This is a genomic window from Bradyrhizobium sp. GW821-FHT12B03 (assembly GCF_058807535.1).
Map to the genome: position 1 here is coordinate 34,244 of NZ_JBXAQU010000029.1, position 16,122 is coordinate 50,365.

The 16,122-nt window shown below is 65.2% G+C and carries 14 protein-coding genes; 5 read left to right on the top strand and 9 right to left on the bottom strand.

Annotated features, from left to right (window positions below):
* Positions 1-10: 10 nt before the first annotated feature.
* Positions 11-1,027, bottom strand: a complete 1,017-nt coding sequence (locus tag AC1RUR_RS35820; protein WP_492852842.1) for an amino acid ABC transporter substrate-binding protein — start codon at positions 1,025-1,027, stop codon at positions 11-13.
* A 381-nt stretch (positions 1,028-1,408) separates the two neighbouring features.
* On the opposite strand from AC1RUR_RS35820, the gene metC reads away from it, so the two are divergent.
* Both metC and AC1RUR_RS35830 read left to right on the top strand, forming a co-directional pair.
* Positions 1,409-2,593: a cystathionine beta-lyase gene (metC, locus tag AC1RUR_RS35825; RefSeq protein WP_492852843.1), complete on the top strand. Its 1,185-nt coding sequence runs from the start codon at positions 1,409-1,411 to the stop codon at positions 2,591-2,593.
* A gap of 155 nt (positions 2,594-2,748) precedes the next feature.
* On the top strand, positions 2,749-4,440 hold the full coding sequence (locus AC1RUR_RS35830; RefSeq protein WP_492852844.1) for a Na/Pi cotransporter family protein: 1,692 nt from the start codon (positions 2,749-2,751) through the stop codon (positions 4,438-4,440).
* Here the strand turns inward: AC1RUR_RS35830 and AC1RUR_RS35835 are convergent.
* Positions 4,411-4,851, bottom strand: a complete 441-nt coding sequence (locus AC1RUR_RS35835; protein ID WP_492852845.1) for a DUF3592 domain-containing protein — start codon at positions 4,849-4,851, stop codon at positions 4,411-4,413. The two genes, AC1RUR_RS35830 and AC1RUR_RS35835, sit on opposite strands and share 30 nt — an antisense overlap.
* Before the next feature lie 77 nt (positions 4,852-4,928).
* Between AC1RUR_RS35835 and AC1RUR_RS35840 the strand changes: the two genes are divergently transcribed.
* On the top strand, positions 4,929-5,879 hold the full coding sequence (locus AC1RUR_RS35840) for a LysR family transcriptional regulator (RefSeq protein WP_492852846.1): 951 nt from the start codon (positions 4,929-4,931) through the stop codon (positions 5,877-5,879).
* Here the strand turns inward: AC1RUR_RS35840 and AC1RUR_RS35845 are convergent.
* Positions 5,864-7,135, bottom strand: a complete 1,272-nt coding sequence (locus tag AC1RUR_RS35845; protein ID WP_492852847.1) for a Zn-dependent hydrolase — start codon at positions 7,133-7,135, stop codon at positions 5,864-5,866. The genes AC1RUR_RS35840 and AC1RUR_RS35845 overlap by 16 nt on opposite strands.
* Before the next feature lie 548 nt (positions 7,136-7,683).
* Between AC1RUR_RS35845 and AC1RUR_RS35850 the strand changes: the two genes are divergently transcribed.
* The gene (locus AC1RUR_RS35850) at positions 7,684-8,994 is read left to right on the top strand and encodes an MFS transporter (RefSeq protein ID WP_492852848.1); all 1,311 of its coding nucleotides are present in this window, start codon (positions 7,684-7,686) and stop codon (positions 8,992-8,994) included.
* Positions 8,995-9,010: 16 nt separating this feature from the next.
* Positions 9,011-9,646, top strand: coding sequence for an RraA family protein (locus tag AC1RUR_RS35855; RefSeq protein WP_492852849.1), 636 nt, complete (start codon positions 9,011-9,013; stop codon positions 9,644-9,646).
* 14 nt (positions 9,647-9,660) lie between these two features.
* Here AC1RUR_RS35855 and AC1RUR_RS35860 read toward each other — a convergent pair whose 3' ends face one another.
* The 6 genes from AC1RUR_RS35860 to pbpC all read right to left on the bottom strand — a co-directional run bounded on the left by AC1RUR_RS35860 (position 9,661) and on the right by pbpC (position 16,038).
* Complete coding sequence (locus tag AC1RUR_RS35860) at positions 9,661-10,053, bottom strand: RidA family protein (RefSeq protein WP_492852850.1); 393 nt, start codon at positions 10,051-10,053, stop codon at positions 9,661-9,663.
* Positions 10,054-10,113: 60 nt separating this feature from the next.
* Positions 10,114-10,452 carry a lipid-A-disaccharide synthase N-terminal domain-containing protein gene (locus AC1RUR_RS35865; RefSeq protein WP_492852851.1) on the bottom strand — a complete coding sequence of 113 codons (339 nt, stop codon included), beginning with the start codon at positions 10,450-10,452 and terminating at the stop codon, positions 10,114-10,116.
* A complete protein-coding gene (locus AC1RUR_RS35870; protein WP_492852852.1) occupies positions 10,449-11,183 on the bottom strand; it encodes a glycosyltransferase family 2 protein in 735 nt (244 codons plus the stop codon). The genes AC1RUR_RS35865 and AC1RUR_RS35870 overlap by 4 nt, the downstream gene beginning before the upstream one ends.
* Positions 11,184-11,247: 64 nt before the next feature.
* Positions 11,248-12,093 (bottom strand): phosphatase PAP2 family protein, encoded by an 846-nt coding sequence (locus AC1RUR_RS35875; RefSeq protein ID WP_492852853.1) that lies wholly within the window; start codon positions 12,091-12,093, stop codon positions 11,248-11,250.
* 1 nt (position 12,094) lies between these two features.
* Positions 12,095-13,837 carry an ArnT family glycosyltransferase gene (locus AC1RUR_RS35880; protein ID WP_492852854.1) on the bottom strand — a complete coding sequence of 581 codons (1,743 nt, stop codon included), beginning with the start codon at positions 13,835-13,837 and terminating at the stop codon, positions 12,095-12,097.
* Between the two features lie 50 nt (positions 13,838-13,887).
* Positions 13,888-16,038: a penicillin-binding protein 1C gene (pbpC, locus tag AC1RUR_RS35885; protein ID WP_492852855.1), complete on the bottom strand. Its 2,151-nt coding sequence runs from the start codon at positions 16,036-16,038 to the stop codon at positions 13,888-13,890.
* Positions 16,039-16,122: the final 84 nt, after the last annotated feature.

A 16,122-nucleotide genomic window follows, 5' to 3' on the forward strand; every position in this document is an offset into this window, starting at 1 on the left:
TCTAGCGGGGTCAGCGGATCGGCGGCGCGTACTGCAGACCACCCTTGTTCCAGAGATTGTTGAGACCGCGGGCGATGCCGAGCGGCGAGCCGGCGCCGACGTTGCGATCGAACACCTCGCCGTAATTGCCGGTGGCCTTCACGATCCGCACCACCCAGTCCTTGGTGAGGCCGAGCTGTTCGCCGAAATTGCCATCAGAGCCAAGCACGCGCTTCAGCTCCGGGTTTTCCAGTTTCGCCTTCTCGTCGACGTTCTTCGAGGTCACCCCGAGCTCTTCGGTGGTGACGAGGGCGTACAGCGTCCATTTCACGATGTCGAACCACTGGTCGTCGCCATGGCGCACCATCGGGCCGAGCGGCTCCTTCGAGATGATTTCCGGGAGCACCATGTGGTCATTGGGATTGGCGAGCTTGAGGCGGTTGGCGTAGAGGCCCGATTGGTCGGTGGTGAAGACGTCGCAGCGGCCGGCCTCATAGGCCTTGACCGTCTCGTCGTTGGTGCCGAACGCGATCACCTCGTACTTCATGTTGTTGGCCTTGAAATAGTCGGCGAGATTTTGCTCCGTGGTGGTGCCGGTCTGCACGCAGACCGAGGCGCTGTTGAGCTCGAGCGCCGAATTCACCTTGAGCGACTTCTTCACCATGAAGCCCTGCCCGTCATAATAGGTCACGCCGGTGAAGTTGGCACCGAGCGAGGTATCGCGCGAGATCGTCCAGGTGGTGTTGCGCGAGAGCACGTCGATTTCGCCGGATTGCAGCGCCGTGAAACGATCCTTGGCCGACGTCGGCACGAACTTGACCTTGGTCGGATCGTTGAAGATGGCGGCCGCGATCGCACGGCAGACGTCGACGTCGAGCCCGGTCCAGTTGCCCTTGTCGTCGGGCGAGGAGAAGCCCGGCAGGCCCTGGCTGACGCCGCAGGACAGCGTGCCCCGTTCCTTGACGGTCTTGAGCGTTTGCGCATCGGCGGCTTGGGCAGAGAGGCCGGCGGCGAGAGCAAGAGTGAGTGCCAGGGTTACGCGTTTCATGGGGTGAAGGCCTTTCAAGGTCGTCTCAAGGTCAGGAATATTGTCTCAGGATCGTCTCTGCCAGGCTGAGCCTTGCAAGAGTCATGCTGGAAAACCTTGCTGAACACCCGCCGATCTCGGGAGGCCATACCTTAATCCCCGCCGCAGGCGCCCGCCATGATGGCTGTGGCGCAAGGTCCGGTCAGACGATGGATCGAAGGTCGCGGCAGGCCCCTCAACATGCGGCGACTGAATAGCACCTGCGCATCACAGAACGACTGGCGTGCCGGGTCAAGGGGTTGACGGGACTCTTCTGTGTTCTGTTATTAACGACAGCGGCCTTTCGGCCGGCCCGCATGGCGCGAAACGCCCTTGCGGAAACGCGGTTTTGAAAGCAGACGCATGGATTCCTCGCACCCCTCCCAACAGCAGGCCGAGACCCGGCTGGTCACCTCCGGCCGCGACACCAAGGCGCAGAAGGGGTTCGTCAATCCGCCGGTGTTCCACGGCTCGACCGTGCTCTATCCGACCGCCGAAGACCTGCATGCCCATCGCGGCGAGTTCACCTATGGCCGCCACGGCTCCCCCACCACCAAGGCGTTCCAGGAGACGCTGATGACGCTGGAGGGGCCGCAATGCGCCGGCGTCGGCATCGTGCCATCAGGACTGTCGGCGATCTCGACCGCCCTGCTCTCGGTGCTGAAGACCGGTGACCATCTGCTGGTCTGCGACAACGTCTACCGGCCCACGCGCAATTTCTGCAACGGCATGCTCGCCCGCCTTGGTATCGAGACCACCTACTTCGATCCGCTGATCGGCGCCGGCATCGACAGGCTGTTCAAGCCGAACACCCGCGCGGTGCTGGTGGAGGCGCCGGGCTCGCAATCGTTCGAGATGCCCGACATTCGCGCCATCGCCGAGGTCGCACATGCCCGCGACGCGCTCGTCATCGACGACAACACCTGGGCGACCCCGCTCTATCACCGCTCGCTCGATCAGGGCGTCGACATCAGCATGCAGGCCGCCACCAAATATATCGGGGGCCATTCCGACATCATGTTCGGCACCATCTCGGCCAACGCCAAGGCCTGGCCGCAGATCGCCGAGGGCATCCGCCTGCTCGGCGTCTGCGCCGGCCCCGATGATGTCTTCCTGGCATTGCGCGGCCTGCGGACGCTGTCGGTGCGGCTGGCGCAGCATCATCGCTCGGGACTAGACATGGCGCGCTGGCTCGCCGGCCGTCCCGAGGTCGCGCGTGTGCTGCATCCGGGGCTGGAGACTGATCCCGGCCACGCGATCTGGAAGCGCGACTTCACCGGCGCCTCGGGCCTGTTCAGCATCGTGCTGAAGCCGGCCCCGCAGAAGGCGGTCGACACCATGCTCAACACGCTCAAGCTGTTCGGCATGGGGTTCTCCTGGGGCGGCTTCGAGAGCCTGGCGATTCCCTTCGACTGCAACGACTATCGCACCGCGACCAAATGGGCGCCGGGCGGTCCGACCCTGCGTCTGCATATCGGGCTCGAGAGCACCGACGACCTCAAGGCCGATCTCGATCGCGGCTTCGCTGCCCTCAAGGCGGCAATGTGAGCCTGCTCACAAGGCATCGCGCCTGCGGACGCGTCAACGCGCGCCGCGGGAACGAGCAACCATCGCAAAGGTTAACGTCGCTGCGTCAAGAAATGGTTTGATCCTCAAGCATTTGGCGCTAGCCTCACCAATCGACTCTCATCCGGACACGGAGCATGGGAACGTTGGTACTGCTCGATCTGATGGGCGGCGTGGCGCTGTTGTTGTGGGGCCTCCATATGGTCCAGAGCGGCATCCTGCGCGCCTTTGGCCCCGACCTGCGCCGCCTGCTCGGCAAGGCGCTCGGCAACCGCGTCAGCGCATTCGCCGCCGGCCTCGGGCTCACGGCGCTGCTCCAGAGCAGCACGGCGACGGCGCTGCTCACCAGCTCGTTCGCGGCCGAAGGCCTGCTCAGCCTCGTTGCGGCGCTCGCCATCATGTTGGGCGCCAATGTCGGCACCACGCTGATCGTGCAGGCGCTGTCATTCAACATCGCAGCAGTCGCACCCGTGCTGTTCGTGCTCGGGCTCGTTGCCTTCCGCTCCGGTCCACGCTCACGCATCAAGGATATCGGCCGGATTTCGATCGGTCTCGGCTTGATGCTGCTGTCGCTGCACATCCTGCTCGACACGCTGGCGCCGGCGGAGAACGCGCCCGGCGTGCGCGTCGTGATGTCGGCGATCACGGGCGATCCCATCCTGTGCATCGTCATCGCCGCACTCGTCACCTGGGCGGTGCATTCGAGCGTCGCCAGCGTGCTGCTGATCATGTCGCTGGCCTATTCCCAGTTCATCACGCCCTACGCAGCGATGGCGCTGGTGCTCGGCGCCAATCTCGGCAGCGCCATCAACCCCGTGTTCGAAGGGGCCAGGCGCGACGATCCCGCGAGCTACCGCCTGCCCGTCGGCAATCTCGTCAATCGCGCGATCGGGATTGCGCTGGTGTTGCCGTTCCTGAGCGTCATCGCCGAGCACATGCATGCCTGGCAGCCGGATCTCGCGAAGATGACGGCAGCCTTCCACATCGCCTTCAACGTCGGCACCGCCATCATCTTCATCGGCCTGCTCGACACCATGTCACGCCTGTTGACCCGCCTCTTGCCCGATCGCGTGCAGGAGACCGATCCGGCCCGCCCGCGCTATCTCGACGAGACCGCGCTGGAGACGCCATCGCTGGCGCTCGCCGACGCCGCCCGCGAGACGCTGCGCATGGGCGACTTCGTCGAAGTCATGCTGCGCAAGGTCATGACCGCGATGATGACGGGCGACCGTGCCCTGGTCGACCAGGTCTCGAAGATGGACAATGTCGTCGACGGCCTGGATGAAGCCATCAAGCTCTATGTGACCAAGCTCATGCGGGGCAGCCTCGACGAGAGCGAGGGGCGACGCGCGATGGAGATCATCTCCTTCGCCATCAACCTCGAGCATATCGGCGACATCATCGACAAGAGCCTGAGCGAGCTTGCCACCAAGAAGATCAAGCGCCGCTTCCAGTTCTCGGCCGAGGGCTCCGAGGAGCTCGCCGCCTTCCACAAGCGAACGATGGAATCGCTGCGGATCGCCTTCGGCGTGTTCATGTCGGGCGATGCGAATGAGGCGCGCAAGCTGCTGGTGGAGAAGACCACGCTGAAGAACACCGAGCTTGCCGCCGTCGAGCGCCATCTCGACCGCCTGCGCGAGGGCCGCCCCGAGACCATCGAGACCACCTCGCTGCACCTCGACGTGCTGCGCGATCTGCGCCGCATCCACTCGCATATCTGCTCGGTCGCCTATCCCGTGCTGGATGCCGCGGGCGAGCCGCATCGCAGGACCGAGACGGCGACGGCCGCCCTGCCCGCGTCAGGCGCGGCCTCGGCGTTGCCGCGCTAGGGCGGCGCGAACAATGACCGCGCCGCCCGCCAGAAGCAGGCCGGCGCCGCAAAGCAGGCTAGGCGTGATCCACAGCGTCAGGAACGACAGCAGCCGCGCATCCTCGGGACGGCGGGGATCGTAGGCGATCCTGACGCGCTCGCCCTCCGCATAGGGTTGGCTGGTCGACCCCGATGAGGACGTGATCATGATCGAGCGACCCTCCGTCGTCTGAAACTGAAAGGTCGGATAGAGAAACGTCCCGCCATGATTTCCGCCGCTGCGCGCGACGGCGCCGGCGAACCGCGCGTCCGTCTGCTCGGCCCTTGTGAGAAATGCGACGGTGCCGCCGACGTCGACGAGGCCAAGCGCAAGCAGGAGCATGCCGACCAGCAGGACCGACGCGAAGATCACGATCGAGAGCTTGTTCATGTCATTCCGTTACCAATTTGTCGTTTCCCTCGCAAAGTGCCAGTATTCGGGTCCAGTTTTGCTCAGGAGCAGGCGAATTGTCCCGCAACGACGCACGAATCCAGCACTTGAACTGGAATCTATTGCGGACCTTTCTCGTGATCGTGGAGGAACGCAGCATCACGAAGGCAGCCGACCGGCTGTTCGTGCGCCAGCCGTCGGTGACGGCAGCGCTCCAGAAGCTGGAGGAGACGTTGGGCTGTCAGCTGATCCAGCGCGACAGCCGCAGATTCGTCCTTACCGTCCAGGGCGAAGCACTCCGCCAGGAATGTGCCGAGATCTTTCTGAGAGTGGAACGGATCGGCGAGCGACTGTCCACCAAAGAGGATGATCTCACCGGACAGGTGCGGATTCTGACCGTGACCAATCTCGCCGTACCGCAGCTCGATCAGGCTTTGCGTCAGATGCGGCGACGGCATCCCTCCATCACCATGCGCATCGATGTGGCCAACAGTCAGGACATCGTAAGGGCGGTCGCACAGAAGCAGGCGCCTTTTGGCTTTTGTCTCCTATCCAAACCCCTCGCCGGGTTGGATTGCAAATTCGTGCTGCGCGAGAAGTTCGGCATCTATTGCGGCGCCTCACACCCGCTCTATGGCCGTACCGATGTGAGCCTGGAGGAACTGCGCCAGGAAGCCTTCGTCGCGTTCACCTGCAGCCAGCACGGCGGTGCGCTCGAGCCGATGATCGCACTGCGCGACGGCGCCGGTCTGGGAACCTGGACCGTCGGTGAGAGCCCTCATCTGGAGGAGGTCCGACGGCTGATCGCCGCCGGAATCGGCATCGGCATATTGCCGGTGGATTCCACCCGACCGCTCAATTCGGACGAACTCTGGCTCATTCCCGCGCTGCAGGACAGGCTCGGTGCCGACGCCTATTTCCTGACAAACCCGGACACCGAACTCGGCGCCGCCGAAAGCGCGTTCCTGAGCATCTACGAAAACGAGCTGTTCGATGTGCAACCGGTCGCCGGTCATCCTGCCCGCTGAGAGCGCTCAGCCGAACGATTGGCGCGCTCGAGCACGGCCTGCACCAGCACGTTTACGCCCGGCTCGATGTCCGCAATCGTGACGTTCTCCGCCTCATTGTGCGAGAGGCCGCCTTCACAAGGGGTGAAGATCATGGCCGTCGGCAGATATTCTGCGACATGCATGGCGTCATGGCCTGCTTCCGTGAGCATCTCCATGGTCGAATATCGGAGCGCCTCGGCCGACTGACGTACCTGGTCGACGCAACCGGCATCGAAGCGCATCCCGCCATAGGACCAGCTTTCCTTGATCGAAATCTCGCACCGCGAGCGTTCCTGGAGTGCGGGAAGTCTCGCCTTGAATTCCTCCAGCATCGCGATCACGACGCTTTCGTCGGGGTGTCGCATATCGCAGGTCATTTCCACATGATCCGGAATGGCGCCCAGCAGATTGGGTTCGGTACGGATGCGCATGGTCGTGGACTTGCCGCCAGTCTCGTGACGGGACCAACCGATCTCGTTGACCGCGAGCGTCACTTCGGCTGCGCCGACCAGCGCATTTCTGCGCGCCGGCATCGGCGTCGGACCGACATGGCCGGTCTCGCCACGAACCTCGACAACGAACCCGCGGACGCCGAACGCTCCGGTCACGATGCCGAGCTGCTTGCCCTCGGCTTCAAGTCGCGGCCCCTGCTCGATGTGAAGTTCGAAGAGACTGTCGAACCGCTCCGCGGAAACGGTGTCGGTCCCCTTGAAGCCGATGCGCGCCAGCTCATCGCCAAGGGAAAGGCCGTCGCGATCCAGACGGGAATATGCGAATTCGACCGCCTTCTGCCCTGTAAAGACCGCCGAGCCGATCATCGGAGGTTCGAAGCGTGCACCTTCCTCGTTCGTCCAGTTGACCAGCGTGATCGGGCGCTTGGTGACAATGCCGTGGTCGTTGAGCGTGCGCACCAGCTCCAGTCCTGCAAGAACGCCGAGAATGCCGTCGAACCGGCCACCGTGAACCTGCGTGTCAAGGTGGCTGCCCACGAGAACGGATTTGGCATCCGGCTCGGCGCCCTTTCGCGTGGCGAAGATATTGCCTATCGCGTCGACGCGGACGTCGCACCCGGCCTCTTCGCACCACCGGATGAATTCGTGCCGCATCACTGCATCGTCTTCGGACAGGGCGAGCCGTCGCAGGCCGCCTTTGGCTGTCTTTCCGATCTCGGCAGACCGCATGAGCGCTGCCCAAAGCCTCGACATATTGGGGCGAATGTTGCTCAGACGATTCATGACGGTCCCTTCATTGCGCGCCCGGCGGCGACGAGCCCGCGGACGATCTGCCAGGAGGTATGGATGGTCAGCCAGCTACCCTCAAAGCCGCGCCTGATAAAATAGATAGTTTCGATACGAAACATACGAACTGATTTTTGCGTGCCGTCAAATTATGGGCATCGCGACCAAAATGCGCGCAATACGGTGCCTGGATCATTGCACGACAGCAGCGTCAGACATTGAAGGCATTCGATCCCTTCAGCTTTTTGCCAGCTTGACGTCAGGCACGCTCGCGCTCGGCTGCACAAAAATCATCGCATAGCCCGCCTCTATGACAGGAATCCGCATTTTCTATTTGTCGCAGCAGTGTTTCCTTCTCATCCTTCCGGAAGGCTAGCAGAACGATGGGGCGTTTCAGCGCTCCGGCGCACGCGGTGGCCGCGTGCTCTGGTGCCGTATTCAACAGGGCGGATGACTCTCGGTCGAGCCAGGTCGATCGGGTGTGTCTGCACCTGGCGGCGTCTCCTTGTTCGTTCACGGCGACATCGAGGGGAAGGTGCATGGACATGGAGCTCACAATCAAGGGAACGCTGGCCAAGGAGACAGTCGGCGTCCGCAAGATCGCCGTCGCGAGTGTCATCGGCACCACCGTCGAATGGTACGACCTCTTCGTGTTCGCTACGGCTTCGGCGCTCGTGTTCAACAAGGTCTTCTTTCCAAGCTTCGATGCGACCGTCGGTACCTTGCTGGCGTTTGGTACATTCGCTTCGGCCTATCTCGCCCGCATCGTCGGCGCGGCCCTGTTCGGACATTTCGGCGACCGGCTTGGACGCAAGTCCATGCTGCTGTTCTCGCTGGTCATGATGGGTCTGGCGACCTTCGCCATCGGCTTGCTGCCGAATTACGAGAAGATTGGCGTCTGGGCGCCGATCCTTCTTCTGGCACTGCGCGTGATGCAGGGGCTTGCGCTCGGCGGCGAATGGGGCGGCGCGGTCCTGATGGCCGTCGAGCACGCACCGCAGAACAGGCGCGGGCTCTACGGATCCTGGGTTCAGATCGGCGTTCCCGCCGGCACGCTGATCGCCAACCTGGTGTTTCTGCTGATCGCGTCGGCCATGACGAACGAGGATCTGCTCTCCTGGGGCTGGCGCATTCCCTTCCTCGCAAGCATCCTGCTGGTCGCCGTGGGCGCCTATGTCCGCCTCAATACCGCCGAAACGCCCTCCTTCGCCAAAGTCAAGATGCAGGAGGCAACCGTCAAGGTGCCGTTCCTGGAGCTTCTGCGTAAATCCTGGAAGACCGTCATCCTTGGCGGCGTCGCCACCATGTCCACGGGCTCGTCCTTCAACCTGATCGTCGCTTTCGGCTTGAGCTATGGCACCCAGGCCCTGAAGATCTCCCGCAACGAAATGCTGGTGATCGTGCTGCTGTCCTGCGCAGCCTGCATCTTTCTGCTGCCGCTCTTCGGTCTTCTCTCCGATCGCGTCGGCCGCCGGCCCGTCGTTCTCGGTGGCATCCTCGCCGAAGCCATCGTCGCCTTCCCGATGTTCTGGCTGATGGATACGGCGACGTTCGGCGGCGCGCTCCTCGGTTATCTGCTCATGATGACCGCCTTCGCCGCCAACTACGGTCCGATCGCGACCTTCCTTGCCGAGCTGTTCGGAACCAAGGTGCGCTATTCCGGACTTTCGATCGCCTACATGCTGTCGGGCGTTCTCGGCAGTGCGCTCACGCCTGTCGTCACGACCTGGCTGATTTCGACGACCGGCAAGGGCTCTTCAGTCGCCTGGTACATGATCGGCTCCGCCCTCCTCTCCGCCGTCGCGCTGCTGGCGCTTGCTGAAACGGTCAAGCGGGACCTGGCCAAGACGAGCTGAGCGAGGGACGACGCCCATGAACGTGCGCCGCGGAACAGATGAGGCCATCGAGCTTCTCGCCGGCGTCGAGACCGCGACGATCGGCCACTTCCGGACCGAGGGTTTCATGAGGCCGGACATCCAGTGTGTGATCGACGGCGCGAGGATCGCCGGTCGCGCCCTGACGGTTAACCTGCCGGCTGACGACGGCACAGCGCTGCCCCACGCCCTGGCGATTGCCGAAGCGGGGGACATCCTGGTCATCGAACGGGGTGACGACGACCGGCATGCCTGCTGGGGCGCGGTGATGACGGCTGCTGCATTGGCGCGTGGAGTCATCGGCGTCGTGCTCGACGGTTACGTCACGGATGTCGGCGCCATTCGTAGCGCGGGCATGCCGGTTTGGTGTCGCGGGCGCTCGCCGCTGACGACGAAGTTGCGCGGCCGCGGAAGCGTCGCTCAACCGGTGACCTGCGGTGGCGTGCTCGTTCATGCGGGCGACCTCGTCCTGGCGGACGAGAACGGCGTATGCATCCTTCCCTCCGCCGGCGCGGTCGAGATCGCCCGGGAGGCGCATGCGATCCAGGCGAGAGAGCCGGGGATCGTCGCCCGGCTCGAACGGGGGGAAAGCATCATCGACGTTTACCAGCTGGCAGCCCTTCCGGGTGCCTGAGGTGGCCGGTAAAATCAGACGACGGCGAGACATTCGATCTCGATGTCGAACGGAAGCAACCAGGGCTTGATCGTTGCCGAGGTTCGTGCCGGAAAGCCGTCCTGGAAATAGTGCCGGTAAACCTCGTTGACCTCGGCCATCATCGCCGCATCCGTGACGTAGACGGTCGTCTTGATGACATGCTCCAGCGATGCGCCGGCATATTCCAGCACGAAGCGCAGCGCCTCGAGCGCCGCGCGCGTCTGAGCGCGGATATCGCCTTCGACGACCTTCCCGGTCTGCAGGTCGAGCGGGGGCATACCGCAGGTCGCAAGGATGTTGCCCGCGCGGACCAGCGCGGAGGTCGGCGCGCCAAGACCGCGGATCGCCTCGGATATGACCGGGACTTCGATGATTTCGCGCGTCATGTTTCCCTCCCCGCCCCGTGGCAATGAAACGGATGTGGCGCTGCTGCCGGCCGCCTTTGGTCAGCGCTCCAGTGTCTTCGAGCTGCGGCCGCGGTTCTTGATGATCAGCATGATGTTGCGGATGTAGATCACCGTGGCCAGCGCCTGTCCGAGGATGATCACGGGTTCGCGCTTCACGACGCCGTAGACCAGCGTCATCAACCCGCCGCCCATCGAGCAGAACCAGAACGCCATCGGCACCACGCTGTTGCCGGCGCGCTCGCTCGCGATCCACTGCACCAGGAATCGCGCGGTGAAGAACAGCTGCGCGACCAGGCCGAATGCGAGCCAGAAGTCGAACTTGGCGACGAAGACGTCGTAGAGATAGTTGCTCAGCGCCTGGCCGTACTGGATGATCATGCCTTCACCTCGGTCACCTCTGGTGTGGGCTTCTTGCGGCGGATCAGCCACCACACGCCGGCGAGATCCATGATCCCGATCCAGAGCCGGTCGAAGAAGCCGTAGTTGGACACGCCGGAACGGCGCGGCCGGTCGATCACGTCGACATAGGCGATCTCGTAGCCTTCGCGCCGCACCAGCGCCGGCAGGAAACGATGCAGCCCGTCGAAATAGGGCATCGCGAGGAACACCTCGCGCCGGAACGCTTTCAGGCCGCAGCCGGTGTCGCGCGTGCCGTCCTTCAGGATGGCGTTGCGGACCTTGTTGGCCACGCGCGACTGGAATTTCTTGAACCCCGTGTCCTTGCGTCCGACGCGCTGGCCCGCGGCGAGCCCGACATGGGCGCCCTTCTCGACCGCCGAGATCAGGTCCGGCAGGAAGGCCGGATTGTTCTGGCCGTCGCCGTCGAGGGTGGCCACGATCGCGCCGCGCGCCGCGCGCACGCCGCTGCGCACGGCGGCGGACTGACCGCCGGATTTCGCGTGACGGAGCTGACGCAGATTGCTCCGCTGCGCCATGATGGCATGGAGCCGCTCGCCGGTCGTATCGGTCGAACCGTCATTGACGTAGATGATCTCGTAGTCCCAGCGGCCGCCGAGCGCCGCTGTGATCTCCTCGATCAGGGGCGCAATGTTGTCGGCTTCGTTACGCACGGGAACGACGATGGAAACCGAAGGCTGGGACGACGACAAATGAGGCTCGTGGTTGGAATTGGCCTGCCCTTGGGGAACCGGAGGCCCCGGCAGGCAGCCGCTTTTATGGGGCGGAGGCGCCGCGGGCAACCCTTTTGAGGCGCCCTCCATCCGGTCCCGGAAGGGCCAGAATGCTGCCGTCAGCCCGGATCGCGAAGCCCAGCCGTCGGGCCGCGAACCAGTAGCGGACCGCCATGGCGCCGACCATGCCGACCAGGGCGCCGGCCGCGACATCGCTCGGATGATGCGCGAGCAGCACCAGGCGCGTCAGCAGGATCACAATCGCGTAAGTGAACATGAACACGCGCAGGCGCGGCCACAGCGCCGAGACCGCAAACGCCAGCGCGAACGCCGTCACCGCATGGCCGGACGGCAGGCTGGCATAGGCCGGCGTGCCCTGAAACGGAACGAAGTTGAACGGGTTGGCATCGCCGCCCACGAATGGCCGGCCGCGGCCGATGATGAATTTCAGGATCTCGGCAATGAACACCGAGAACGCAACGGATAGAAACATGAACTGGAGCCGCGTGCCGAGGCCGAGCAACAGCGCGCGCCGGGTGCCGTACACGCCGGCCGCAACGAGCGCGACGGCCACCAGCACGACCCCCAGCGCCGTGAGCACATACTCGTCCTTGCCGAAATCGGTGAGGATGCGGATCGGCCACAGGCCGGGCGTGCCGCGCGCCGGCATCAGCTGGATCTCGGTCCGGTCGAACGCCAGCATGAGCGCGATGACCGCGGCCGCGCCCGCCGCGCTGAGCCACAGCGAGTGCCGCGCCAGCTTTCGCGCGGCCTCGGCGCGGCGCGAATGCGAGGGCGCGCGCACGAGCTGCGCCAGCGCACGCCCCGTCACGGTGAGCAGTTGCGCGGGATAGCTCGGCCGCGGTGCGATGTGGGTCGTAACGGGCATCCTATTCGGTGCCTTCCGAGCGGAAGATCGAGATCGAAATCGAGCGTCCCTGCGAGAAATTATAGCCGTCGATGCGCGCGCCGACCTTGTAGCGCAGCCCGGTCGCCTCGGCGCGCTGCACGAAGCTGCGCTCCGAACGCTGCTCGATCAGCGCGAAGCGGCAGCTGCCCTGCCGCAGGAAATCCGCCGCGCCCGAGCCGTCGGTGAGCAGCGTGGACGTGCCCGTCAGGAAGACCAGGCTCGGCTCGTGATAGCCGGCGGCGGCCGCCTTCGGCCCGACACAGGTGACGTTGCGAAGCGCGCGCGCGATCTCGATGCTCGGAAACAGCGGCGTCAGCGACGGCAGCACGATGCCGTAGACCACGACCGCCAGCATGAGGGCTGCGACCAGCGCATTGAGCACCGAGCGCTCGGCACGGTTGGTGTCGAACAGCCACCAGGCGAACAGGCCGAAGATCAGCGAGGCCGCGATGAACGGCCAGGCCGCGAAAGCCGGCTGCCGCGTCAACATCACCGCACCGACCACAGCGATGATCGAGGCCGCAGCGGGGATCGCGAACCACCAGGCCGAGCCGCGCATCAGCCACGAGCGCGACAGCACGCGTCGCTCCAGCGCTCCGACGGTCAGGATCGCGATCGCCGGATACAGCGGCAGCACGTAATGCGGCAGCTTGGTCAGCACCGCCTCGAACACGATCCAGGACGGGATCAGCCAGGCCAGCAGGAACTGCGCGCCGGGCTCGCGCCGCGCCCGCCACACCGCAGGTGCCGCCATCGCCGCCAGCGGCGCGCCCGGCCAGAAGGTGATCCAGAACAGCGCCAGGTACAGTCCGGGCGGCGCGCCATGGGATTCCTGGGCCCCTAACTTGCTCAGCATGTCGCCGCCGACGGAATCGGCGAAGAAGGCATCGCCCGCGCGCCAGAAGATCGCGACGAACCAGGGCAGCACCAGCACCAGCATCCACATCAGGCCCCAGAGCGGGCGCAGCTTCCATAGCCAGGAGGCATCGCGGTCCTGGATCGCGAGCGCGACGATGGTCAGGCCTGCGAACATCAGGATGAGCGGGCCCTTGATCAGGATGCCCACGGCGAGAGCCGTCCAGAAGATCGCGGGCCAGGTCCAGGGCGGATGCGTCTCGTCCTCGGCGCGCTGCCACGACAGATAGGCCCGCGCCATCGCGCCCATCGCGGCGGTCACGCAGAACAGCAGCATCGCGTCGGTCTTGGCGAGCCGCGCCTCGACGCCGAGCAGCACGGAGGCGCACATCAAGAGCGCCGCGAGCACGGCACCGCGCCGCGTGACGAAGCCGAGCGCCGCCCAATAGGTCATGAGAACGGCGCCGATCGCCCCGATCAGCGACGGCAGCCGGTAGACCCAGATTCGCAATTCGGCCTTCGGCAGCTTGAGCGCCGTGGCGATTTCGACCGCCGCGGATTGCAGCCAGTAGATGCCGACCGGCTTCTTGTAGCGGACGTCCTCCTGGAAGCGGATGTCGACATATTCGCCGCTCTCCACCATCTGCTTGGTGGCCTGGGCAAAGCGCGCCTCGTCGCGGTCGACAGGCGGGATCGTGAAGAAGCCCGGCAGGAACAGCAGCAGCGCGCACAGCACCAGGAAGGCGACCGCGCGGGCGTGGCTGGCCGTAGCGACGTCGAGCATCGACACCAGCCGGCTGCCCGGATTCACGGGCGATTTCGGCTCGCGGGGTGCTCCAAAACGGGGGCTGGGGTAGGTCTCGACCATCGGTTCCGCTTACGCTGAAACCGTCATTCCGACAACCGCTTAAGGCCGGCTCATTGAATTCGAATGACAACTGTGTCCGCGGCGCCCGTGGCATCGATCACGGTGAGCCGCGCAAAGCCTGGACCGGGCGGATCAATCAGGCGCTGGCGGCGCCCGTCGATCTCGCCGAGCGCCGTGCCGTTAACCATGACGGTCATCGGCAGAACGCCGCCGGCGACCTTGACCGGCATGGCTGCGGCCTCGGAGCCTGCCGACCGATCGACGTCGATCCGCGAGCCGTTCAGCGGAAACTGGATGTGCAGCGCCTGCTCGCCGCCGGTCCGCACCAGTTCCCCGACCGGACGGAACCGCCTCAGGGGCAGCGGCAGCTTTGCGTTGCTGGCCATCAGGGTTCCCTTGGGTGGCTTCGGCAACGGGGCCAGCGTCTTGCCGGACCTGGCAAAGGCGTCGAACAGGATGGGTGCGGCGGCGACACGGCCGATCAGGCCGGGAACCGGCGCGCCGTCGGGCCGGCCGACCCAGACGCCGATGGTCATGCGGCCGTCGAAGCCGACTGACCAGGCATCGCGATAGCCGTAGGAAGTGCCGGTCTTGAAGGCGATGCGGTTGTGGGCGGCATTTTCCGGCGGCGGCGTGCCCAGCAGCACGTTGCCAACCTGCCAGGCCGCGACCTGATCGAGCAGCCGCAGCGGCTCGCGGTCGTCCTTGGCAGCCATCACCTCGCGCAGCGGCTTGGTGGTGCCGAGCCGGGCGAAGCCCGCATAGAGCTGAGCGAGGTCCTGGAGCGTCACGCCGACGCCGCCGAGCCCCATGGCGAGGCCGGGCGCTTCGTCCTTGGGCAGGATGAGATTGCCGCCGGCCTGCCGCAGCCGCGACGCCAGCCGGCTCGCGCCGACGCGGTCGAGCAGCACGATCGCCGGCACGTTCAGCGACAATTGCAGCGCCTTCTTCACGGGCACCGTGCCCTGGAAGGTCATGTCGAAATTTTCCGGCGCGTAGGAGCCGAAGCGGACCGGCCGGTCGTCGATCAGGCTGTCGGGATGGACGAAGCCGTCCTCGAAGGCGAGCCCGTAGATGAAGGGCTTGAGCGTCGATCCCGGCGAGCGGACGGCACGCGTCATGTCGACCTGCCCGGCCCGGCTCTCGTCGAAATAGTCCGCCGAGCCGACGCGGGCGAGCACGTCGCCGCTGTCATTGTCGACCACGATGATGCCGACGGAAATGTTGGGCCCGAGCGCAATGGCGCGGTCGCGCGCCAGCGGCTCCAGCACTTTCTGCAAGTTCGCGTCCAGCGTCAGCTTGATGACCGGGGTATCCTTGACTGTCGAAAGCGCGGTGTCCGAGGCGTGCGGCGCCAGGATCGGCATCGGCTTGCGCAGCGTCGGCACCGGCACGGCCTTGGCCTGTGTTGCGTCCTCAGCGCTGATCACGTGCTCCTCGACCATGCGGTCGAGCACGCGGTCGCGGGCCTTGCGTGCGGCGTCGGGATAGCGGTCGAGCCGGCGCGTCTCCGGCGATTGCGGCAGCGCGACCAGCAATGCGGCTTCAGCGAGCGAGAGCCGCTTCGGCTCCTTACCGAGATAGGCGATCGAGGCGGCGCGGATACCTTCGAGATTGCCACCATACGGCGCCAGCGCGAGATAGAGGTCGAGGATCTCGCTCTTGCTCATGCTGCGCTCGATCTCGATCGCGCGCACCATCTGACGCAGCTTTGCGTAGAGCGAGCGCTGCCGCCGCGGCTCCATCAGCCGCGCCAGCTGCATGGTGATGGTCGAACCGCCCGAGACGATGCGGCCGCGTGTCGTGAGCTGCAACGCCGCGCGCCCCAGCGCCAGCGGATCGATGCCGTCATGGGCATGGAAGCGCTGGTCCTCATAGGCGAGCAGCAGCTTGAGATAGATCGGATCGACGTTCGTCTTGGCATCGACCGGCAGCCGCCAGCGCCCGTCCGCCATGGCGTAGGCGCGTAGCAGCTTGCCGTTGCGGTCGACGATGGTGGTGGAGACCTGGCGCGCCTCATCGAGTGGCAGCGGGCCGAGCGAATAGACCCAGCCGACGAAGCCGATGATGGCGAGGATGAGCATCAGCGCGACGGCAGAAAGAGCGCGAAGGCCCCTGCCCCGCACTCCGTCATGGCCGGGCTTGTCCCGGTCATCGACGTTCTTTGCTACGGCACCACAGTCCGTGGATGCCCGGGACATCTGCGCGAAGACGCGCTTCGCGCTTTTGCCCGGGCATGACGACGGAGTTTGTGGCCCGTACGGAGAGTCAGTCATTCCAAACAC

Coding starts and splice junctions, on each gene's coding strand:
- AC1RUR_RS35875 (WP_492852853.1), bottom strand. CDS start 12,093: ATGCCCGTTACGACCCACATCGCACCGCGGCCGAGCTATCCCGCGCAA.
- AC1RUR_RS35830 (WP_492852844.1), top strand. CDS start 2,749: ATGGGAACGTTGGTACTGCTCGATCTGATGGGCGGCGTGGCGCTGTTG.
- AC1RUR_RS35835 (WP_492852845.1), bottom strand. CDS start 4,851: ATGAACAAGCTCTCGATCGTGATCTTCGCGTCGGTCCTGCTGGTCGGC.
- AC1RUR_RS35860 (WP_492852850.1), bottom strand. CDS start 10,053: ATGACGCGCGAAATCATCGAAGTCCCGGTCATATCCGAGGCGATCCGC.
- AC1RUR_RS35850 (WP_492852848.1), top strand. CDS start 7,684: ATGGAGCTCACAATCAAGGGAACGCTGGCCAAGGAGACAGTCGGCGTC.
- pbpC (WP_492852855.1), bottom strand. CDS start 16,038: ATGTCCCGGGCATCCACGGACTGTGGTGCCGTAGCAAAGAACGTCGAT.
- metC (WP_492852843.1), top strand. CDS start 1,409: ATGGATTCCTCGCACCCCTCCCAACAGCAGGCCGAGACCCGGCTGGTC.
- AC1RUR_RS35855 (WP_492852849.1), top strand. CDS start 9,011: ATGAACGTGCGCCGCGGAACAGATGAGGCCATCGAGCTTCTCGCCGGC.
- AC1RUR_RS35880 (WP_492852854.1), bottom strand. CDS start 13,837: ATGGTCGAGACCTACCCCAGCCCCCGTTTTGGAGCACCCCGCGAGCCG.
- AC1RUR_RS35865 (WP_492852851.1), bottom strand. CDS start 10,452: ATGATCATCCAGTACGGCCAGGCGCTGAGCAACTATCTCTACGACGTC.
- AC1RUR_RS35820 (WP_492852842.1), bottom strand. CDS start 1,027: ATGAAACGCGTAACCCTGGCACTCACTCTTGCTCTCGCCGCCGGCCTC.
- AC1RUR_RS35845 (WP_492852847.1), bottom strand. CDS start 7,135: ATGAATCGTCTGAGCAACATTCGCCCCAATATGTCGAGGCTTTGGGCA.